At 35.2% G+C, this 21,623-nt stretch carries 18 protein-coding genes; 11 read left to right on the top strand and 7 right to left on the bottom strand.

Annotation, left to right across the window (positions count from 1 at the left end; all coding sequences use genetic code 11):
- Positions 1-42: 42 nt before the first annotated feature.
- From NG806_RS01105 to NG806_RS01095, 3 genes are all read left to right on the top strand, one after another.
- Positions 43-951, top strand: coding sequence for a helix-turn-helix domain-containing protein (locus NG806_RS01105; protein WP_261511610.1), 909 nt, complete (start codon positions 43-45; stop codon positions 949-951).
- Between the two features lie 1,801 nt (positions 952-2,752).
- Positions 2,753-3,334 (top strand): TetR/AcrR family transcriptional regulator, encoded by a 582-nt coding sequence (locus NG806_RS01100; RefSeq protein WP_261511609.1) that lies wholly within the window; start codon positions 2,753-2,755, stop codon positions 3,332-3,334.
- 51 nt (positions 3,335-3,385) lie between these two features.
- The gene (locus tag NG806_RS01095; protein WP_261511608.1) at positions 3,386-4,177 is read left to right on the top strand and encodes an SDR family NAD(P)-dependent oxidoreductase; all 792 of its coding nucleotides are present in this window, start codon (positions 3,386-3,388) and stop codon (positions 4,175-4,177) included.
- Between the two features lie 71 nt (positions 4,178-4,248).
- On the opposite strand, the gene NG806_RS01090 is transcribed toward NG806_RS01095, so the two are convergent.
- Positions 4,249-4,854, bottom strand: a complete 606-nt coding sequence (locus tag NG806_RS01090; RefSeq protein ID WP_214831725.1) for a hypothetical protein — start codon at positions 4,852-4,854, stop codon at positions 4,249-4,251.
- Between the two features lies 1 nt (position 4,855).
- Positions 4,856-5,356, bottom strand: coding sequence for an RNA polymerase sigma factor (locus NG806_RS01085; protein ID WP_214831724.1), 501 nt, complete (start codon positions 5,354-5,356; stop codon positions 4,856-4,858).
- 133 nt (positions 5,357-5,489) lie between these two features.
- Between NG806_RS01085 and NG806_RS01080 the strand changes: the two genes are divergently transcribed.
- The 3 genes from NG806_RS01080 (at position 5,490) to NG806_RS01070 (ending at position 8,560) form a co-directional block, all read left to right on the top strand.
- Positions 5,490-6,449 (top strand): SDR family oxidoreductase, encoded by a 960-nt coding sequence (locus NG806_RS01080; RefSeq protein WP_261511607.1) that lies wholly within the window; start codon positions 5,490-5,492, stop codon positions 6,447-6,449.
- A gap of 87 nt (positions 6,450-6,536) precedes the next feature.
- Positions 6,537-7,445, top strand: a complete 909-nt coding sequence (locus NG806_RS01075) for a helix-turn-helix domain-containing protein (protein WP_315941745.1) — start codon at positions 6,537-6,539, stop codon at positions 7,443-7,445.
- A 101-nt stretch (positions 7,446-7,546) separates the two neighbouring features.
- Positions 7,547-8,560 carry a serine hydrolase domain-containing protein gene (locus tag NG806_RS01070; protein ID WP_261511605.1) on the top strand — a complete coding sequence of 338 codons (1,014 nt, stop codon included), beginning with the start codon at positions 7,547-7,549 and terminating at the stop codon, positions 8,558-8,560.
- A 324-nt stretch (positions 8,561-8,884) separates the two neighbouring features.
- Here the strand turns inward: NG806_RS01070 and NG806_RS01065 are convergent, their stop codons facing one another.
- Positions 8,885-9,280 (bottom strand): ACT domain-containing protein, encoded by a 396-nt coding sequence (locus tag NG806_RS01065; protein ID WP_261511604.1) that lies wholly within the window; start codon positions 9,278-9,280, stop codon positions 8,885-8,887.
- Between the two features lie 1,492 nt (positions 9,281-10,772).
- Here NG806_RS01065 and NG806_RS01060 point away from each other — a divergent pair.
- Positions 10,773-11,339, top strand: coding sequence for a TetR/AcrR family transcriptional regulator (locus NG806_RS01060; protein WP_261511603.1), 567 nt, complete (start codon positions 10,773-10,775; stop codon positions 11,337-11,339).
- Positions 11,340-12,776: an MFS transporter gene (locus NG806_RS01055; RefSeq protein ID WP_214831719.1), complete on the top strand. Its 1,437-nt coding sequence runs from the start codon at positions 11,340-11,342 to the stop codon at positions 12,774-12,776.
- Between the two features lie 468 nt (positions 12,777-13,244).
- Here the strand turns inward: NG806_RS01055 and NG806_RS01050 are convergent, their stop codons facing one another.
- Positions 13,245-14,342: a DUF5700 domain-containing putative Zn-dependent protease gene (locus tag NG806_RS01050; protein WP_214831718.1), complete on the bottom strand. Its 1,098-nt coding sequence runs from the start codon at positions 14,340-14,342 to the stop codon at positions 13,245-13,247.
- A 296-nt stretch (positions 14,343-14,638) separates the two neighbouring features.
- On the opposite strand from NG806_RS01050, the gene NG806_RS01045 reads away from it, so the two are divergent.
- Positions 14,639-15,469 (top strand): GLPGLI family protein, encoded by an 831-nt coding sequence (locus tag NG806_RS01045; RefSeq protein ID WP_261511602.1) that lies wholly within the window; start codon positions 14,639-14,641, stop codon positions 15,467-15,469.
- A gap of 86 nt (positions 15,470-15,555) precedes the next feature.
- On the opposite strand, the gene NG806_RS01040 is transcribed toward NG806_RS01045, so the two are convergent.
- Entirely contained in the window at positions 15,556-17,364 is a 1,809-nt protein-coding gene (locus tag NG806_RS01040; RefSeq protein ID WP_214831716.1) for a serine hydrolase, read from the bottom strand.
- A gap of 182 nt (positions 17,365-17,546) precedes the next feature.
- Between NG806_RS01040 and NG806_RS01035 the strand changes: the two genes are divergently transcribed.
- Positions 17,547-18,596 carry a serine hydrolase domain-containing protein gene (locus NG806_RS01035; RefSeq protein WP_261511601.1) on the top strand — a complete coding sequence of 350 codons (1,050 nt, stop codon included), beginning with the start codon at positions 17,547-17,549 and terminating at the stop codon, positions 18,594-18,596.
- 52 nt (positions 18,597-18,648) lie between these two features.
- Here NG806_RS01035 and NG806_RS01030 read toward each other — a convergent pair whose 3' ends face one another.
- Complete coding sequence (locus NG806_RS01030) at positions 18,649-18,984, bottom strand: TfoX/Sxy family protein (protein WP_261511600.1); 336 nt, start codon at positions 18,982-18,984, stop codon at positions 18,649-18,651.
- Between the two features lie 36 nt (positions 18,985-19,020).
- Complete coding sequence (locus NG806_RS01025; RefSeq protein WP_261511599.1) at positions 19,021-19,728, bottom strand: DUF2071 domain-containing protein; 708 nt, start codon at positions 19,726-19,728, stop codon at positions 19,021-19,023.
- Between the two features lie 194 nt (positions 19,729-19,922).
- Between NG806_RS01025 and NG806_RS01020 the strand changes: the two genes are divergently transcribed.
- Positions 19,923-21,569, top strand: coding sequence for a serine hydrolase domain-containing protein (locus tag NG806_RS01020; RefSeq protein WP_261511598.1), 1,647 nt, complete (start codon positions 19,923-19,925; stop codon positions 21,567-21,569).
- Positions 21,570-21,623 lie beyond the last annotated feature (54 nt).

Genomic DNA, 21,623 nt, shown 5'->3' with positions numbered 1-21,623 from the left:
AATTCCCTGAATAAGAAAACAACGTTAATACATTCATTTGAAATGGATAAAAATATTCCACAAAAATTTGAATCTTTATCCGAATTACATAAGGTGTTTGGGCTGAAAAAGCCCTTACATCCTTTGGTGAGTTTTATCAATATCAAAGACATTAAAATTAATCCGGATGAGCTGTCTCCAACCATGATGCTGAATTTTTATAAAGTTGCTTATAAAACAGATCTGTGCAGTCAGGCAAGATATGGACAGAATTATTATGATTTCGGAGAAGGTGGATTGGTATTCACTGCTCCCAATCAGGTCTTTGAAAGTCCTAATAATAAAGCCAATTCCGGCTATCTCCTGTTTTTCCATCCCGATCTTCTTCTGTCCTATCCTTTGGCTAAAAAAATCAAGGAATATGGGTTCTTTTCTTATACCACCAATGAAGCTTTACACCTTTCTGAAAAAGAAAAGGAAACCATCTTATCAGTTTTTACCATTATTGAGGAAGAATTAAATAACAGAATAGACGATTTTAGTCAGGATGTAATGATCGCACAAATAGAACTTCTGTTAAGCTATAGCAACCGTTTTTATAAACGACAGTTTATTACCCGAAAAGCTGTCAATCACAGCTTACTGGAAAAATTTGAAGAGACTCTGAACGATTATTTCAACAACTCCGCTTTACTGGAACAAGGAATTCCTACCGTGAATTTCCTTGCCGAAAAGTTAAATATTTCGCCCAGCTATCTGAGTGACGTGTTACGTTCCCTTACTGGGCAAAGTACACAACAGCATATTCATCATAAATTAAGTAATCTGGCAAAGGAAAAACTGTCTGTTAGCAGTTTATCTATAAGTGAAATTGCTTATGAACTGGGATTTGAACATCCGCAATCTTTTAGTAAATTTTTTAAGAAAATGACGAAGAGGACTCCCCTTGAGTTCAGGGAGTCGTTTAATTAGGTTTTTTAATCAATCTTATCTTCCCAGGTAATTGCTATATCGTCATTGTGAGGTACGAAGCAATCTCAATAAATATTTTTTTATTTTTTATGTCCTTTTGCCTTGAAGCAAAGTGGACCTAATCTGTGAGAGACAGACCCCATCGTCATTGCGAGGTACGAAGCAATCTCAATAAACACTATTCTTTTTTATTTTTATCTGTCCTTTTGCCTTGAAGCAAAATGGATCTAATCTATGAGAGACAAACCCCACCGTCATTGCGAGGTACGAAGCAATCTCAATAAATATTTTTTTATTTTTTATGTCCTTTTGCCTTGAAGCAAAATGGACCAAAAGTTCAAGACTGGAAGCTTTCGCTAAAAATAAGGTCTGTTCACTAAAAATTCTAAACTTGCGCGGATTTAATGTGAATTTATTATTGAATTTGAGGTCCCGCGCTTCGAACAGTAGAATTTTTTTTACGTTCACAGAACTTATTTTCTTAACGCTGCAGCTTCCTAGGTCGTTTAGTGGTGGTGGTTTATGTTTTAAATATTTGTCGTTTTAATCTGCTTGATCTGCATAATCTGCGAGTGATAAACCCCACTGTCATTGCGAGGCACGAAGCAATCTCAATAAACACTATTCTTTTTTATTTTTATCTGTCCTTTTGCCTTGAAGCAAAATGGACCAAAAGTTCAAGACTGGAAACTTTCGCTAAAAATAAGGTCTGTTCACTAAAAATTCTAAACTTGCGCGGATTTAATGTGAATTTATTATTGAATTTGAGGTCCCGCGCTTCGAACAGTAGAATTTTTTTTACGTTCACAGAACTTATTTTCTTAACGCTGCAGCTTCCTAGGTCGTTTAGTGGTGGTGGTTTATGTTTTAAATATTTGTCGTTTTAATCTGCTTGATCTGCATAATCTGCGAGTGATAAACCCCACCGTCATTGCGAGGTACGAAGCAATCTCAATAAATATTTTTTTATTTTTTTTATGTCCTTTTGCCTTGAAGCAAAATGGACCAAAAGTTCAAGACTGGAAGCTTTCGCTAAAAATAAGGTCTGTTCACTAAAAATTCTAAACTTGCGCGAATTCGATCTTGAGTTTTTCGATTCAATGTTTTTGTCGCGCTTCGGACAGTAGAATTTTTTTGACGTTCACAGAACTTATTTTTTTAACGCTGCAGCTTCCTAGGTCGTTTTGTGGTGGTGGTTTATGTTTTAAATATTTGTCGTTTTAATCTGCTTGATCTGCATAATCTGCGAGAGATAAACATTCCGTCATTGCGAGGCACGAAGCAATCTCAATAAACACTATTCTTTTTTATTTTTATCTGTCCTTTTGCCTTGAAGCAAAATGGACCAAAAGTTCAAGACTGGAAGCTTTCGCTAAAAATAAGTTCTGTTCACTAAAAATTCTAAACTTGCGCGGATTTAATGTGAATTTATTATTGAATTTGAGGTCCCGCGCTTCGGACAGTAGAATTTTTTTTGACGTTCACAGAACTTATTTTTTTAACGCTGCAGCTTCCTAGGTCGTTTAGTGGTGGTGGTTTATGTTTTAAATATTTGTCGTTTTAATCTGCGTAATCTGCATAATCTGCGAGTGATAAACCCCACCGTCATTGAGAGGCACGAAGCAATCTCAATAAATATTTTTTTATTTTTTATGTCCTTTTGCCTTGAAGCAAAATGGACCAAAAGTTCAAGACTGGAAGCTTTCGCTAAAACTAAACCTTAGATAACTAATTTTTTTTCTAAAATTATCATCAATATAAAACATTTTCCTATTTTTGTATCGATCATTACAAAAATAAAATGAGAGGAAGACCTAATATTCACGCGAGCTCAGAATTGATAGAAAAAGCCCAGGACATATTCTGGAAAAAGGGCTATACTGCTACTTCTTTAAGTGACTTATTAACCATCACAGGAACAGGAAGCGGAAGTTTTTACAATACTTTTAAAGGAGGGAAAAAACAGGTTTTTCAGGAAGCCATCCAACAAAGAAGGGAGGCTTTCGCTGAATTTAAAACCAAACTGGAAAAAAGTGATTCTCCCATCGAACTGATCAAAGACTTTTTCAGAAGTATCGCCTACGAAGGCAAGATCTCTCACCTAAAAGGCTGTATCATCGCCAATACGGTTGTGGAAATGACCTACATCGATGAAGAGCTGGAAAACGACTCGATACAGATCCTTAAAGAAGTTGAAGAAATGTACACGGAAAACATTCGTAAAGCACAGGAAAAAGGAGAAATTAAAAATCAGACCGATGCTTCGATATTAGGAAAATACCTCATCACCTTCTGGTGCGGTCTGAATACGCTGAGAAGAATGTACCCTGACAAAAAAATACTGTCTCAACAAATAGAAATGCAATTAGCTGTGCTCAGCTAATTTTTTTATCTATTTATGGATCGATCATTACAAAAATAAACAAGAAACAAAATGAATTTAGAATTGACATCAAAAAGAGCATTTATCAGTGGTTCAACACAGGGAATCGGTTTTGCAATCGCTCAGCAATTACTGGAAGAAGGAGCTGAAGTGATTATCAATGGCAGACAAAAAGAGAAAACTGAGAATGCAGTTTCCCAACTCAAACAACAATTTCCCAATGCAAAAGTATCAAGCCTTGTCGCTGATTTTTCAAACAAAGAAGAAGTGAATTTTTTGCTCCAGGAATTAAATGACATCGATATTCTAATCAATAACGTAGGTGTATTTGAATTGAAAGATTTTGAAGCAATTTCCGATGAAGACTGGTACACTATTTTTGAAATCAATGTCATGAGTTCAGTCAGGTTATCGCGACATCTCTTCTCCAGGATGTTAGAGAAAAAATGGGGCAGAATTATTTTCATCAGCAGTGAATCGGGAGTCAATATTCCGGGCAATATGATCCACTATGGAATGACGAAAGCTTCAATGCTGGCCATTAGTAACGGTTTATCAAAACTCACCAAAGGAACTGAGGTAACAGTCAATACTATTCTTGGTGGCCCTACGTATTCAGAAGGTGTGGCTACCAATATTGAACACATTGCAGCCCATCAAAACATCAGCGTTGAGCAGATGAAAACAGCGATCATTCAGCAAACCAATCCTGATTCTTTATTGCAAAGATTTATTAAGCCTAAGGAAATTGCCAGTCTCGCTACCTATCTTTCAAGTCCGTTGTCTGGTGCTACGAATGGAGCTAGTTTAAGGGCAGATGGTGGCGTTTTAAAAACGGTGTAGATCATTTTAATTATCATCTAAAAACAGAAAAATATTGAAAAATACTCCGAAATAAGTTCCGGAGTATTTTTTTACTGCATGTCTGATAATATACTTCTCAATTGTTTTAAGTACTTTCCAAAATACAGGTTAAATGTATATTTACTTATTAAATAATGCATTCCTAATATTCCCACATACATACACAATCTCAAGAGAAAACTAACTTTTGAAAGTAAGGCAAGCTCAGGAACTAAATCAAATCTGTTATACCTCAATAATACCTCAGAAAAAATAATCAAAATCAGAAAGAGCAGTCTGGTAATGTTAAGATATATAACATTGCTCTTTATCAGTTTCCTGATCTTAATTTCGATATCATTTTTTACTGAGCCATTAAACATTTCTAGTTGTCCTATTAACCTTAAATTGAAATAATAATATATCATTAGTAAGGGTAGAATAATTAAGGCCATATAGATCAAAAAGTTATTATTATCCTTGGCTACAGTAATTGCCATTACAACTAAAAAGATAAAAAGAAGCGGTAAAATTATTATTTGCTTTTTCGATCTTTTCTTAAGCTCCTCTAAAGGAGATTTCATTTGTTTTCTCGTTGCAGAAATGATGTCGAATTCATTGCTGTCTACATCCACGGAAATTTTTTTCCAGCTATTTTTTAATAGGTCCAGTTCCATTTTATTTATTGTTGGTTAAGGTTCTTAATTTTTCCTTGATTCTGTTCATTTTTACCCTTAAGGTAGCATTACTAATACCCAATATATCTTCCATCTCATCATAAGACTTGTCTTCCAGGTAAAGCATCACAATAGATTTTTCTATGTCATTTAACTGCTGTATCGCCAGATATAGCTGTTCCTGCTGCTCGTCTTTTAATCCAATATCATCTTCGTCGGGTATCTCTACATTGTGTAATTCGACATCACTATACTGAAGAGATCGTTTTGGTTTAGAAAAACTCGTTAATGCAGTGTTAATAGCGATTCGATAGAGCCATGTACTGAATTTTGACTCTGCTCTGAATTTTGGATATGATTTCCACAATTGAATGATAATGTCCTGGTACAATTCCTGAATATTATTTGGATCGTTGGCATATATCCTACAAACTTTATAAATCAAAAGTTTATATTCTTTTAGCTTTAATTCGAACTCTAATTCTAAATCTGTCTTTTTCAAATCTATTAACTTTAGCTATTTGTTCCCGGTTGCAAAAAAAAGTTACAAGATCTAACCTACTAAAAAAATAAAAACAACTAAAGCTTTCTCAGCTTAATCTGAAATGTGTTTTCCGGCTACAACAAAGTGTGTTTTGACTACATGGAAAAAATGCTTTCTTTTCACCTTTGTATTGTTAAAAACAAACATAAAAATGAAAGTATTTGTAACAGGAGCCACAGGTTTTATAGGCTCTGCAACGGTTAAAGAATTACAAGCTGGTGGACATAAGGTTTTAGGACTGGCACGTTCAGAAGAATCTGCCCAAAAATTAAGAGAGTCTGGTGTTGAAGTATATTACGGCGACCTCAGTCAACCCAAAACATTGATAGAGGCGGTGGAGATGTCAGATGCGATAGTTCACCTAGGTTTTATTCATGATTTTAGTAAATTTAAGGAAATGTGTATTTTGGATGGAGAAATCATCGAAATGATCGGCTCTGCTTTGAAAGGAACACAAAAACCATTTATTATTACTTCTGGGATCGGTGTTATTCAAAAAGAAGGAATGGTAACAGAAAATGATCAGCCGGAAGGTGACGGAATTCCACGTATTATAACGGAACGTGCTGCAGATAAAGTCGCTGATATGGGTGTACAGGTAGCTGTGGTACGACTTCCACCCCTGGTTCATGACCTTGGAGATAAAATAGGTTTTGCCCCTTCCCTGATCGGGATTGCAAAAGCTAAAGGATTTTCTGCATTTATTGAAAGCGGAACGAATCTATGGCCAGCCGTACATCGTCGAGATGCCGCAAAATTATTCCGTTTGGCAGTGGAAAAGCACTCCGGAACTGGAACACGCTATCATGGCGTAGCTGAAGAGGGAATCGAGTTTAAGAAGATCGCTGAAACAATAGGTTCAAAATTGGGTCTTCCTACACGTTCAATAGCAGCTGCTGATGTGGCAGAACATTTTACTTGGTTTGCCCATTTTGCGAAGTTTAATATTTTAGCATCAAGTGCAGCAACACGTGAAACCCTAAGCTGGTCTCCCGATCAAATCGATCTATTATCAGATTTGCAGAGTGAAGCTTATTTTCCAGCTGAATAAATCGTAAATTTAATTATCAAAATCAATGAAAAATAGGCAGACCTCAGCCTGCCTATTCTTCTCTTTTATCAGAAAATTATGGCATCAATGGAACCCATCAGAATTAAAACCATTTCAGAATTTCACAACCTTCGAGGCTTACCCAAACCTAAGCATCCTCTTATCAGTGTTGTTAATTTTTCCGAAATGCAAAACCGTCCCCAAATAGGAGATGAAAGCCTGATATTCGATTTTTATTCATTGTCTGTGAAAAGAAATATGAATCATAAATACAAATACGGTCAGAAGGATTATGATTTTGACGAAGGGATTCTTTTCTTTATCGCACCCAATCAGGTCTTACGTATTGAAACAGAAGAAAACTCACAGCCTCCATCAGGCTGGATGCTCTTGATACATCCAGATTTTTTATGGAATAAAAACCTTGCTAAAACGATCTCCCAATATGAATTCTTTGATTATTCCCTCCATGAAGCCCTATTTCTTTCCGATGATGAGGAACAGATCCTTGTGCAATTGATTGAAAATATCCGACAGGAATACAATACCAATACGGATAAATTCAGCAGTGATATTATGGCTTCTTTACTGGAAACACTTTTCAATTATTCGAATCGTTTTTATCAGCGTCAGTTTATCACCCGTGATAAAGCACATCATGAGATCCTTGAACGTCTAGAGATGATCCTTAATCAATATCTGAACAGCGATCTTATTGTTAATAATGGGATTCCCACAGTTCAATATATTTCCGAACAGCTTAATATTTCACCTGGATATTTAAGGACCCTGCTTCAAAACCTTACGGGACAAAGTACCCAGCATTTTATTCATCAGAAATTAATTGAAAAAGCTAAAGAAAAATTAAGCACAACCAGCAATAGCGTGAGTGAAATAGCTTACGAACTGGGCTTTGAGCATCCACAGTCCTTCAGTAAATTTTTTAAGAAAATGACGAGTACGACTCCCCTGGCGTTTAGGGAATTGTTTAACTAATTACTTTTTTTCCGTCAAGATATATTGATATTTAGCTACTTTACTTTGAAATTATAGAGCAAATGAAATTATACTGTATCTTTAAAAAAAAAATCATAACTATGTCTTATAATAGAAGTCTACTTCTTTTTATTACTCTATTTCTATTGGGAATCCAAACATTCGCTCAAAAAAATAAAGCCACACTCATTAATGCCTATTTAGATAAAACACACCAGTCAGGTCTTTTCAATGGAAATATATTAATAGCTGATCATGGTAAAATAATCGTAAAAAAAGCAATCGGTTATGCAGATGCATCTAAAAAAAATCTACTGACCACAGAATATCGTTTTCATATCGGATCTATTGCGAAAGAATTCGATGCAGTTGGAATGATGATGCTTCAGGAGCAAGGTAAATTGAACATTAATGACAAGGTATCTAAATTTTTCCCCAACCTACCTTCATGGGCTGATCACATCAGTATCAAAAATTTACTTCAATATACAAGCGGATTACCAGATATAAACTGGAAAACAGTACATAGCGATGCAGACCATTGGAAAGATTTAGAATCTCTTCAAAAACTTGATTTCGAGCCTGGAAGTAATTATGCTTATAATAATAACAATACCTTTTTGCGCCGAAGGATTATCGAAAAAGTAACAGGAATACCTTTTAATAAATTTGTTTTACAAAACATTCTTAATAAAGTAGGCATTAACAATGGATTAGTAGATCCAACGGATAAAGATCCATTAATGGCCAGATCATTTGACAATAATTTTAAACAGGACGGATTGGAAGTTCCCATTTCCGGATGGACTTGCCTAAACCTGGACGATTTTTACAAATGGGCACAATGCATAGACAACTTTTGTTTAATCAACCCGGCTTCAACCCGCGAAATAATTATACCTTTTGGCCCTGATCAACAAGCTGGTTTGGGGAATGGAAGTATGGAAGCTGACAAGGTAATCAGCCATATACATGATGGCAGTGCCATACATTATCAGGCCCTTTTAAAAACTGAAACCCAAAAAGGCAGAACGATCATCATTTTATCCAATCAAAAACAAGGAAATGTATATGAGATCGCTGAAGCTATCGAAAACATTTTAGACGGTAAATAAAAATGAATGGTAAATAAGTGATAATTTTTAGACCCATCAAAATATTGAATAGTAGGTGAAGTTAAAACCTTTGCCTTCATCTCTAATTTTATCAAGAATTTATAATTAAAATCAAGGTCCAGTATAACCAGATCCAGGTTCTATAACAAAAAAAGCGATGATAAAAACAAATATAACAATGATTATAATGACCATAGATATGTGATATTCATTTTTCTCAAGAAACTCTTTGAGCCTGTTGTAATATTGATTTTTCATATTTCATGTGCTTAGTATGGACTTGATTTATTAAAAGATGAAATCAATGATCAAAGATAAATAACTTTACCTACTTAGCATTACTAAAGCTGACATTGCCTTTTCAGCATCTTCTTTAACTACAAAAATATGATCGTGATAATAGGCTGCCACGACATTACAGCTTATATTTTCATGCTTCAATGTATTGGCAAAAGCAGCCGTCAATCCTACAGCTTCCAGTGAGGAATGGACATTAAGAGTAATCCATGATGAAATATAACTGTATTCTAACTCCCATTCATCCGCAACTGATGTTTCTAAAACTACTGTAACAGCTTCCGTTTCACGAAAGAAAAACACGAGCTTTTCCAAATCCGGGATTTCGTTCAAGCTTTCTACTTTGCAGAAAACATATTCCCCTGAATTCAATACAGGTTTCATATTTTGCAACAATGTTTTCAAATCTTTTTCTCCAGACATCTTTTTTATACAAAACTAAGGGTTATGGTTCTGGATTCATTTATCAATTGATAAAAACGTTCTATGTTGTTGCGAAGAACGAAACAATCTCAATAAATATTTTCTTATTTTTTTTATGTCCTTTTGCCTTGAAGCAAAATGGACCAAAAGTTCAAGACTGGAAGCTTTCGCTAAAAATAAGTTCTGTTCACTAAAAATTCTAAACTTGCGCGAATTCGATCTTGAGTTCTTCGATTCAACATTCTTGTCCCGCTTCAGACAGTAGAATTTTTTTAACGTTCACAGAAATTATTTTTTAACGCTACAGCTTCCTAGGTCGATTGATGATTCTCTTCAATTTTTAAATTTTTGCCATTTTAAATCTACGTAATCTGCGAGAGACAAACCCCACCGTCATTGCGAGGAACGAAGCAATCTCAATAAATATTTTCTTATTTTTTTATGTCCTTTTGCCTTGAAGCAAAATGGACCAAAAGTTCAAGACTGGAAGCTTTCGCTAAAAATAAGGTCTGTTCACTAAAAATTCTAAACTTGCGCGAATTCGATCTTGAGTTCTTCGATTCAACATTCTTGTCGCGCTTCAGACAGTAGAATTTTTTTAACGTTCACAGAAATTATTTTTTTAACGCTACAGCTTCCTAGGTCGATTAATGATTCTCTTCAATTTTTAAATTTTTGCCATTTTAAATCTACGTAATCTGCGAGAGACAAACCCCACCGTCATTGCGAGGTACGAAGCAATCTCAATAAATATTTTCTTATTTTTTTATGTCCTTTTGCCTTGAAGCAAAATGGACCAAAAGTTCAAGACTGGAAGCTTTCGCTAAAAATAAGGTCTGTTCACTAAAAATTCTAAACTTGCGCGAATTCGATCTTGAGTTCTTCGATTCAACATTCTTGTCGCGCTTCAGACAGTAGAATTTTTTTAACGTTCACAGAAATTATTTTTTTAACGCTACAGCTTCCTAGGTCGATTAATGATTCTCTTCAATTTTTAAATTTTTGCCATTTTAAATCTACGTAATCTGCGAGAGACAAACCCCACCGTCATTGCGAGGTACGAAGCAATCTCAATAAATATTTTCTTATTTTTTTATGTCCTTTTGCCTTGAAGCAAAATGGACCAAAAGTTCAAGACTGGAAGCTTTCGCTAAAAATAAGGTCTGTTTACTAAAAATTCTAAACTTGCGCGGATTTGATCTTGAGTTCTTCGATTCGACAATGGTGTCGCGCTTCAGACAGTAGAATTTTTTTAACGTTCACAGAAATTATTTTTTTAACGCTACAGCTTCCTAGGTCGATTAATGACTATCAACACCGTTTCGAATCTTAACTTATTAATTTACTCAACCGACTTGATCTGCTTGAGTATTAATTAAAGACCTATTTGTAGAAGAATTGAAGAGATTGCTTCGTACCTCGCAATGACAGCTTAAAAAAAATATTTTCATTAAATAGACCGACTTGTATATTTAATGATTAACTTTGCATCATGAAAAAACAAAGAGGTCAGACTGTAACTGACAAAATCATAGATACCGCCGAAAGGCTTTTTTATAAACAAGGCTATAATATAACAGGTATAAACCAGGTAATTGCAGAGGCTGATATTGCTAAAGCCTCTCTATATAAACATTTTGACTCTAAAGCTGATTTATTACTGGCTTATATGCAGCGTTTTCATAAAGATTGGCTTAATCGCCTGGAAATTAGAATTAATAAAGAATCGGATCCCAAACAAAAGCTTTTAGCCATTTTTGATCATATGACAGAGCGACAATTATACAGGGAATACCGGGGATGTGCCTTTGTTAAAGCAAACAACGAAGCTGGAGACAGCGATGAGCGGGTTTTGGCTGAGATACAAAATGCTAAAAAGCATTTTAAAGAGATTATAGAAAAGCTGGTCATCAATTCTGATCACAAAAAACTACTGACCGATCAGGAACTCACCGAAATGCTCTTTCTGATGACTGAAGGTGGAATCGTCGCAGCCTCCATATTTAAACAGGCAGAAGACCTCCAATCTGCAAAAAAAATCATTCAAAAACTAATCTAAATGAACGACATAAAAAATAAATGGCTGGAACTTATCATCGTCCTGTCCGCACCGTTACTTTCTGTAATAGACGTATTCATCATTAATATCGCTATTCCATCAATTAAAACAGGAGTCCATGCTACGGATGCAGAAGTTCAGCTTGTCATAGCCGGATATCTATTGGGCTATGCCGCTTTCCTGATTACCGGAGGCAGAGCTGGAGATCATTTCGGACGCAAAAAAGTATTTTTCTGGGGAATGCTTGCTTTTACCATCGCCTCCTGTCTGTGCGGCCTATCAATGACCCCGCTGCAACTCAACATTACCAGATTCCTTCAGGGGCTCAGTGCTTCATTTATGGTTCCACAAACCATTGCGTTCATTCAAATACTTTTCACAGAAAAAAAGGAAAGAGCCAAAGCAGTTGGTTTATTCGGTATAACGTTAGGACTCGCTGCCATTATCGGACAGGTTTTAGGTGGCTATTTATCGGATACACATTGGATCATTGCGGGATGGCGATTGATTTTCTTCATCAACCTTCCCATTGGCATCGTAACTCTATGGGCAACGCATCGTTATGTAACTGAAACTAAAAGCAACCAAGGAAGTAAGTTTGACTATGAAGGCGTGCTTATTTTAACCCTGGCTTTAGTTTGTCTGATTTATCCTTTAACTCAAGGTCGTGAAGCAGGATGGCCATTATGGAGTATTGCACTGATTATTTTATCATTTGTGTTGTTCATTTATTTTATTTATAATCAAAAAAAGAAATTAACAACTAATAAAGTTCCTCTTATTGATGTCCGGTTATTTGAAATCAAGGATTTTAATATTGGATTAATTGCCGTATTATTTCATTTTATGCTACACACTTCCTATTTGCTTCTCAGCGCTGTATATCTGCAAAATGGACTTAAAGTATCTGCACTTCACAGTGGGCTCTATTTTATTTTCCCTGGAATTTTATTTATTTTCTCCTCCATTATAGCTTCAAAACTAATCGTCCGATTCGGAAAACGCGTTCTACAAGTTGGAGTTGTCATTTTAGCCATGAGCTTTTTTCTTCAGATTCAATTATGGAAACCTGGAGTAGATAGCTGGCTCATCATTGCACTCATGGGGATTTGGGGACTGGGAAACGGATTGGTCTTACCATCGTTATTAAACATTGTACTTAAAAGTGTACCTGCAGAACATGCCGGAGCTGCAGCAGGAATCTACTCAACTTTTCAACAAACCGCCTCAGCCTTAGGAGTCAGTATTATTGGAGGGATATTCTTCTATTTTTCGCAGGAAAGCTGGCAGGAAGCTTATAAAGCAGGTATCATTGCTATTTTAATTTGTGTGGTTTTTGTAGGGGTTATGCTTTTTATTCTGCCGGAAGAAAAGAATGCGACATCAAGTAGTCCTAAAAACAACTTACGGTCATTGCGAGGTACGAAGCAGTCTTAATAAATATTTTTTTATTTTTTTATGTCCTTTTGCCTTGAAGCAAAATGGACCAAAAGTTCAAGACTGGAAGCTTCCGCTAAAAATAAGTTCTGCTCACTAAAAATTCTAAACTTGCGCGAATTCGATCTTGAGTTCTTCGATTCGAGATTGGTGTCACGCTTCGGACAGTAGAATGTTTTTAACGTTCACAGAACTTATTTTTTTAACACTGCAGCTTCCTAGGTCGGTTAATGGTTGTCAACAAAGTTTGAAACTTAGCCTTTTACTCTGCTCGATCTTATCTATTAACTATTACTACTCTTCATCATTGTCATTGCGAGGAACGAAGCAATCTCTGAAGCCCTTTTCTACTCCTTAGCCACAAACCAGTCACAATATTGAATTTCAATACGTTAAGCCTGTTCAATCCGGTTGATCTGCTGTATATAAAAGAAAAAGGACAAATCAATGATTTGTCCTTTTTAATTTTTAATTGTTCAATTGCTGTTGCTCAATAGTAGCTTTAGGTCTGTACTTTTTATCTAATTCATGAATAAGATCCATCGTGGTCGATGACAGAATATAAGCATCCTTAACTTTTCTCGACGCTTTATCATATAGATATACAAATTGAAAAGGGTCATCGATATACTTGATCAATTCTTTTTTATATCCACCCTTATCTATAATGTTAGACATATAAAATCCCGGGATATGACCATTCCTGTTGCCATTATTGATCAGCTTATTCATTTTTAGCTTGGATCGGTCTAATTGTTTTACAGATAATAGAGAATCAATATTTTTAATCACTTTCGCTCCATCTGCTATGAATTCTGGACCAGTTCCTCTCTGATATTCCAATAGCTTTATTGCATCTTTCCCTTCATAAATTTTATCTGTTAAATCAGCACTTCCTTCGTTTAGTATTTTTTGAAGCAGACTGATAATGACTGCATCCTGATCATCAGTTTTAAATACAAGTTGGGGCCTAAGCAAATGATGAAACTCATGACCTCCCATTGCCCCCATTTTGTTGGCATCGTGAAAGTATGCTGAAATAAGTGTATATATGATCCATCCGTTCTCAACATGGGCGTCATTATGTATCGGAATAATTGTCACTTTATAATTGGGTGCTTTTTTCTGATATTTCTTGGGAAGCATATTATAGGTATACTGATAACAAGTATCAAAATAACCTTTAGAATCTTTTTTGATATCTGTAAGGTATTTTTTCATCTGATCTTCGTTTACCTTACACTCATTGATGTTATAAATCCACCAATTGCTCATCGGCTTTTTTAGTTTTTCCTGTAAAATCGCACTGTTTTTTGGCATATATACAATTTCCATTGATCTTCTGTAACTCTCCGTGTAGGTGCTGTCAACTCCCTGATCGTTCAGATAAACTTGTATGGCTTCATTTTTTAAAAATTGATCCCATGTTTTTTTGTCCAGAGGCTTATCCTGTTTCAAGTCTGCGGTCAATTTAAAATATTCCCAGCATGAACTGTCATCGAAGGTTTGTGCTGACACGATTTGCGAAGCAAGAAAGACGAACAAAGCAAGTATAATTTTTTGCATTATTGATACATTTTTTATGAAGTTATTTTATGGCTAAAGTATTAATATGGATTGGTAATTTGAGTTTTTATGTTTCAATTTTGAACATAAAAAATTTAGGTTGTTGTTAAATGCGGCATATTAGAAATTCTCAGGTGCTCTTTAGCATTAATTTGTTTACTAATAAAAACAACTATGTCGATGATTCCATTACATCAGAAGTTCGGTAATTCTGTATTACGAGCTGATTAGCTTAAAAACATTGCCCACTTATTTGATTTAATATCTATATTTACAAATAACCACAACAATGTATTATGAAAAATTTATTTTTAGTTTTCTTTCTTTTCGTTCAGATGATACATGGTCAAAATAAAAGGTTCATATATCAATATAAATACGTTCCTGACTCTACCAATAGGTCTAATGTGGTCAAAGAACTGATGTTTTTAGATATTACCAATGCCAAATCTTCGTTCTATAGCCACCGTAAGAATGTTGAAGATTCAATCTCCATTGCTCAAGCTAAGAAGGGGCAATTTTACATACCAAATGCAGACCTTTTATACCGTATTGAAAAAAACTATCCTGATAAAGCATTTTTTAAAACTACAGATTATGGTCTTGGAAAAATAAAAGTGGAAGACGATCGAAAAATGGAGTGGAAAATTTTTCCGGATAAGCAGAAAATAGGTGAATATAATACTCAAAAAGCAATTACAAATTTTGGAGGCAGACAATGGACTGCCTGGTTTTCTTCTGATATTACAATTCAGGATGGCCCTTACAAATTTAAAGGTTTACCAGGACTTATTATAAAAATCGAAGATAACACTCATAGTCATGCGTTTGAATTGGTGGGGGTAAAGAATATCAACAGTGACTTGCAATATCCGGAATTAAATGCTCAGGCAAAAGTAATTTCTTTAACTCAGGAGAAATTCATAGAATTATTTACCAACTATCGAAAAGATCCTGCAGCAAGTACAAGACAGCTCTATATGCAGGGAAAAATAATAGACCAGAAAGATAGCTCCGGAAATTTCCGTACAGGAACCGAAGTTGTACGTGAGGTCGAAAAACTGACAAAAGAAAGATTAAAGAAAGATAATAATATCATCGAAATTGATTGGTTGCAGGGTTTGTAAATATAATTGGCAATAAAAAATTCTGTTATAGAAGCTTTTCGGAGCATATTAAAAAAAGCTACCCTCATTTCTGAAGGCAGTTTCTTTTATAATGTTTTTAGAGCTTTTGCAGCACTTTCATTATTGGGATTAATTTCCAATACCTTTTGATAATTCTGTTTCGCTTTATCTTTTTGTCCGGCTTTCAGATAGGCTTCTCCCAAACTGTCATAAACATTATCACTGTTAGGATACAATATGGTATTTACGCGGAATACATCAATAGCTTTCTTGAAATCTTTTTGTCCAAGCAATGCATAACCTGTTCCGTTCACAGAACCTTCAGAAAGCTGCTCATTAGCAGGATCTTCAGTTTTAGCTTTCTTATATGCCTCCAGACCTTTCTCAAATTGCCCTTCAAGAATCAATTCTAAAGGTGTTTTTTCATCCTTGTTCATTTGATCACCTCTTTGTCTAATAGCAGCATTGTCGAGTAAGATCTGCACAAGTTCTTTCTTGCCTGTTTTAGGATTTTTCGCAAATGTCACTTTATAGTCCCAATCCCTTAGGGCGTAAGTGTTCTCTCCTACTTTAATAAGTTCTTTAGGAGTTTCTACATTATTGATCGCCATTAGTTTTCCTTTTTCGTGATAGATTTTGCAAAAACTATATTTATCAAGTCGGTAACGACCTATATTATTATTTAAGTCACTTGCCGTTAAGGGTAGAATTTTATCGACTGGATTCATAAAATTCGGCCATTGATAAACAGTTGCAACTGATCGAAGCAGCTCATTGATAAATTCGGGCTTATTCGTATTCGTAAAAATAACAACGCCATCACCGCTGGTTGTGTTTCCTGTAAAGTCGCTGCTGAAACCCTCATTCCAGCCACCGTGATGAAAGTAAACCTGTCCGTTTTTATTAGCAAGAAAAATACCCAATCCTACGAATGGTTCGATAAAAGGACTTGTAAACTCTTCTGCCATTTTTTGAGAAATGATGGTATGGCTTTTTCCACTTAGTGTATTTTGGATGTCAATGACAAATTTTGCATAATCTTCAGCGGTCGTCCATAAACCGGCAGGTGCCTGTTCTGGATAGGTATGATATCTTCCTTGAACCCTGGCTCCGCTCTCATTGTAAGCTGTAGCGGCCAACGATGCCAAAGCTTCCGGTAAAGGCTGGTTAAACGTGCTGTTTTTCATTCCCAGTGGTAAAAGTACTTTTTCATTCATAATCGTTGCAAAGTCTTTACCTTCAATATCAATGAGCATTTGCTGCATCACACAATATCCACCACCGGAATATCGCAATGGTTTTCCTGGTATTTTATCAACAAAAATAGCTGGGGTATTAGCCGGACCTTGCCCGTTCAAAAGCTGAATCAGTGTTGGCACAGGTTTACCTACTTCATATCCCGGAAAACCACTCACCGTAAGCCCTGCGGTATGACTGACAATATGTTTAAGACTTACTTTTTTCTCATTTGTGAATTCATTTTCCGGAATTTTCCATGATTTCAAATAAGCATTCACATCAGCATCTGGATTTATTTTTCCAAGCTCCACTTCTTTTAATGCGGCGTATGCACTTACCGGCTTACTCATGGATGCTGCCTGAAACCTTGTCTCAGTAGTTACTGGAATTTTAGATTCTACATCTGCTAATCCGTAGGCTTTGCTCCAAATCACCTTAGAGTTTTTGATAACTGCTATACTTACTCCCGGAACATTATAATATTTCATTCGAGACTCCATAGTCCAAAGAGGCTCACCCTCAAAACGAACTGCAGGCATTAATCCTGATTCTACTTTAGCAATTTCATTTTTTAACTGAGTGTCTGTTTGGGCAAATAGTTGATTTGCTACCATTCCGAACAGAAATATCATATAAAAAGGAGCTTTGGTTTTCATATTAGTTTAAATTTGATTGGTTAAAAATAGACAACTTTTGTGAATATCAGATACTACTTCAAATGAATAAAACAATCTTATGAAGGATATTATTTACAAAAAATAAGTCTCGTGTAACCAAATTACAATAGTAGTTGTCTTACTAATAAGAAAATTCAAACTTTAACCTAATTAAAAGTAATATGAGAAAGTTCAATATTTGTAATCTATTCATCATCGCTCTTATCTCCCAAAATATATCTGCTCAGATAAAAACCGTGAGAGGGGTAAATGTTTCCGGCCAAGAAATGGATGCCTTTATCAGAAAAGAAGTAGATTCACTTCAGATTTCAGCATTATCAATTGCCGTAATTAAAGGTAACAAAGTAGTCTATTCAAAAGCTATAGGAACCAAAAATACCAAACAGGAACCTATTGATGAGAATACCATTTTTGAAGCTGCATCCATGACTAAACCAATGTTTTCCTATACAGTCCTCCAACTTGTTAAGGAAGGTATTCTTAATTTAGACACTCCACTTTACCAATATTTCCCTTATCCCGATATTGCTTATGATGACCGTTATAAATTAATTACAGCAAGAATGGTTCTTGATCATACTACAGGGTTTCCGAACTGGAGAGAAAATAATAAACTGACCATAAATTTTACTCCAGGCACCAAATTTGGCTACTCAGGGGAAGGATACGGATATCTTGCCCTTGTTGTAGAACACCTAACGGGTAAAACCATAGATCAACTTGTTGAAAAATATGTCATGAAACCCATGTCTATCAAAAACTCTTACCTGGTCTTCAATGATTATATAAACAAGCATTTAGCAGATGGGATAAAGGACAATAATGAAAGAGGCAGAAATGAACCTTATATAAAACCACATGCCGCTTACAGTTTATATACGGAGTCTAAAGAATACGCTAAATTCATCATTGAATTAATCAGGGAAAGCTATATTCCAAATAGTACTTTCCAGTCTATGGTTGGTTCACAGGTAGAAATTCATGAAGAGGATATGGATCCAAACTTAAAAATCAATATGGGATTGGGCGTTTATGTTCAAGAGACCCCCTTTGGCTTAAAATATTCTCACGGTGGGAGTAACGGCAATTGCTACAATTCTTTGTTTCAATTTTATAAGGATTCAAAAGTTGGATTTGTTTATTTTATTGCCGGATGTAAACAGGGGGAATTTGCTAAAAGATTGGATCAATTTATGATGATTGGAAAATAAAATTATTCGTCCTTTCCACGACTCTTTAGTAAAAGAAGTAAGATACTATCCGCTATTTCTTTTTGGTCTTCTGAACAACTTTATTGTACTCCAGACAAAGGTTTACATAATAATGGAAATCGCTATTGTGTCGGTATCCCTCTTCACTGATGAAAATATATCCTTTCATCATCTTTCCGCCATGCATCATAGGCCGGCAATAGTTTTTTTCCAATTCGAGTTCTGCTTTTTCAGGATCAATTCTGCATAGGATTTCGTTATCACGGACTCCTATACATAATTTATCATCAACCATAAAGCTCAAACCTTGAAACATCTTTTTCTCAACAACATTCTTTTCACCGATCAATGTTTCCCGTATGCGATTTACCAATGTTTCGTTGTACATAATATTGCTTTAATTTATTTGATTCTAAAGAAATTATCATTTATCAGGCATCGTTTTCCATGTGTGCTCAATATTTGTCATTAATAGAGCGTTGTCAAATACTATGGAACCTTTTGGGAAAACGTGCTCATTTTCGTAAAAGGTTGATTTTACTTCCAATACATCAAGAGGTTGCATTTCCCATTTGTAGGTATTAAGTTTCAGCCCCTCAAATTTATCTTTATTGGGGGAATATCCAAGACTTCCTTTTTCAAAAAAACCTGAAGCCTCTTCTAAGGTTCCGAATATAGAACGGGTATTGAATGTTTCGGTTTCTCTTGCATCGATTGAAGTTTCCAACTGATCCGAACTCTTAAAATCAATATGATATTTTTTATTTTTTTCTTCTACATTAAACTTTGCATGATAGTGTTTACCTGGAAAAATGCGTCCACCCACCAGTGCATTTATTTTTGACGAAGTATCTCGCCGTGGAATATAAACTCCGGTCTTTACTTCACCATCTTCGTCCCATTCTACCGCAATCCGGTGTGCCCCATTTTCAGAACCTATCCCCATGAAATCCGGCAAACCTAAAGTTTTTATACTTTTAAGCCTGATCAGGCAGATTCCAACGATAGCCTTATTTTTATAAAGATGTGGTCTGAATGGAAAAGGAATAATTTTCTCTACAACTTTTGGATCAGCTGTGAAATTTATGAGTATCCTCCGGTCTATATATCCGTGTATTGCTGGTAGTTTCATCTTTTGTTACAACTTATTTAAATGCTGAAAATGATGTTTCGTTGTAATGACAAATGTAATTCATTTCGATTAAAATCATTTACATATAGAGATCAGCATAAGTCCATCACAGAAAAAAGGCGAAGATGTTAATCTCGTTCTATTTTTCTACCTTTTTTTTCGTCAGATTTGTACCCATATATAACATCTACTCCGTGAAAAATTCAATTTTAATATTTATCATTTTTTTTGCATTTGTTAAACAGGCAAGTGCTCAAAACAATTCATTTCTAAAATCAGACTATAATGATGAGTTCTATTCTAAAAACATTGGAAAAATAGTATTTCTTCCAGCTTTTAAGAATTCACATCAGATTAAGGAAAATGATCTGGTCAAAAAATATACATTAACCAATAAAAGTGACCTTTCCTTTGTTGCATTTTTTGATAAATCACTTACAGACTACAAATCTGAACTTTCTCCGAATATAGAGAAAGACTCCTTATTCAGAAAAGGCAATTACCAATTTACACTTTGGATAGATGATAAGGAAATCTATCGAAGTAATCTTTCACCCGGTGCACCTTATCAAAAAGTACAGGATACGGCATTGGTACTCAACAGACCTTTAATTAATAATACAAATGGTCAGGGAACATGGAGTGAATCTTTCTGGAACAGATTTATAGCGAATGGCGGGGACAAAGCATTACAGGACGGACAACATAAACTTCGTTTGGAAATCCGTGCTTATGTCAACATAAATAATGAAATTAAAGTAAGTCCTCTGTTAGCAAAAGGTGAATTGGCCTTAGATGTTTCACAAAATCCAAAAATTGATATCACCCCTATTAAACTCAATAAACCAATGACTTATGTGGGTTTTGAGATTTCCTCTAAAAAATTCAATGAAGACAAAATAAAGGAATTGAAGGGATCTATTGATGAAGGAATTTTTAAACAGATCAACAGCATTATCGTTATTAATGAAGGTAAACTGCAGATAGAAGAATATTTTAATGGGGAAGACAGAAATACACTGCATGATCCAAGATCTGTTGGAAAATCTTTTGCCTCAACTTTATTAGGAATTGCTATTGATAATAACCTCATTAAAGACGAAAATCAAGAACTCGGTGCTTTTTATAATATCCAGTCCTATCAGCATCCTCAGGGTAAAGATCATGCAACTATTAAAGAGCTTATAACCATGTCATCTGGATTTGATGGCGATGATAGCGATGAAAATTCTCCCGGAAATGAAGAGAATATGTATCCTACCAGTAATTGGGTTGACTTTACTTTGAATCTACCATATGATCAGACCTTTAAAAATAAATGGCATTACTTTACAGCGGGTACCATCATTATAGGAGATATCATCAACAAATCGGTACCAATGGGCTTAGAAAAATTTGCTGAAGAAAAGCTCTTTCATCCATTGGGTATTAAAAATTACAAATGGCAATATACTCCACAGAATATTCCCAATACAGCAGGAAGTATTCGTATGAATGCATTGGATTTTGCTAAATATGGACAGCTTTATAAAAACAATGGGATGTGGAATAAAAAACAGATCATTCCTCAAAGCTGGGTGTTAAAAACACTCACCAGACAGATTCAAATACCGGATAGAAAAGATGAATATTACAGCTATTTTTTCTGGAACAAAAGTTTCAGTGTGGGCAACAAAAAGGCTGAAGCATTTTACTGTGCAGGAAATGGTGGGAATTATATTCTTATTTTTAAAGACCAACCTTTAGTTATCGTTATTACAGCTAGCGCATACAATCAAAGTTATGCTCACCCTCAGGTAACCAAAATACTGGAAAATTTTATTCTTCCGGCTGTTTTATAGCCCCGATAGAAACGGTTACCCCGCAGCAGGAATGGGAAATGGTTTGGAGCGAGG

This window comes from Chryseobacterium paludis (assembly GCF_025403485.1).
Taxonomy (GTDB): Bacteria; Bacteroidota; Bacteroidia; order Flavobacteriales; family Weeksellaceae; genus Chryseobacterium; species Chryseobacterium paludis.
This window is presented reverse-complemented; position numbering and strand designations above follow the sequence as displayed.

Excerpts from the sequence above, each read along its gene's own strand:
- NG806_RS01105 (WP_261511610.1), top strand. The coding sequence starts at position 43 with ATGGATAAAAATATTCCACAAAAATTTGAATCTTTATCCGAATTACAT.
- NG806_RS01100 (WP_261511609.1), top strand. The coding sequence starts at position 2,753 with ATGAGAGGAAGACCTAATATTCACGCGAGCTCAGAATTGATAGAAAAA.
- NG806_RS01095 (WP_261511608.1), top strand. The coding sequence starts at position 3,386 with ATGAATTTAGAATTGACATCAAAAAGAGCATTTATCAGTGGTTCAACA.
- NG806_RS01090 (WP_214831725.1), bottom strand. The coding sequence starts at position 4,854 with ATGGAACTGGACCTATTAAAAAATAGCTGGAAAAAAATTTCCGTGGAT.
- NG806_RS01075 (WP_315941745.1), top strand. The coding sequence starts at position 6,537 with ATGGAACCCATCAGAATTAAAACCATTTCAGAATTTCACAACCTTCGA.
- NG806_RS01070 (WP_261511605.1), top strand. The coding sequence starts at position 7,547 with ATGTCTTATAATAGAAGTCTACTTCTTTTTATTACTCTATTTCTATTG.
- NG806_RS01065 (WP_261511604.1), bottom strand. The coding sequence starts at position 9,280 with ATGTCTGGAGAAAAAGATTTGAAAACATTGTTGCAAAATATGAAACCT.
- NG806_RS01060 (WP_261511603.1), top strand. The coding sequence starts at position 10,773 with ATGAAAAAACAAAGAGGTCAGACTGTAACTGACAAAATCATAGATACC.
- NG806_RS01055 (WP_214831719.1), top strand. The coding sequence starts at position 11,340 with ATGAACGACATAAAAAATAAATGGCTGGAACTTATCATCGTCCTGTCC.
- NG806_RS01050 (WP_214831718.1), bottom strand. The coding sequence starts at position 14,342 with ATGCAAAAAATTATACTTGCTTTGTTCGTCTTTCTTGCTTCGCAAATC.
- NG806_RS01045 (WP_261511602.1), top strand. The coding sequence starts at position 14,639 with ATGAAAAATTTATTTTTAGTTTTCTTTCTTTTCGTTCAGATGATACAT.
- NG806_RS01040 (WP_214831716.1), bottom strand. The coding sequence starts at position 17,364 with ATGAAAACCAAAGCTCCTTTTTATATGATATTTCTGTTCGGAATGGTA.
- NG806_RS01035 (WP_261511601.1), top strand. The coding sequence starts at position 17,547 with ATGAGAAAGTTCAATATTTGTAATCTATTCATCATCGCTCTTATCTCC.
- NG806_RS01030 (WP_261511600.1), bottom strand. The coding sequence starts at position 18,984 with ATGTACAACGAAACATTGGTAAATCGCATACGGGAAACATTGATCGGT.
- NG806_RS01025 (WP_261511599.1), bottom strand. The coding sequence starts at position 19,728 with ATGAAACTACCAGCAATACACGGATATATAGACCGGAGGATACTCATA.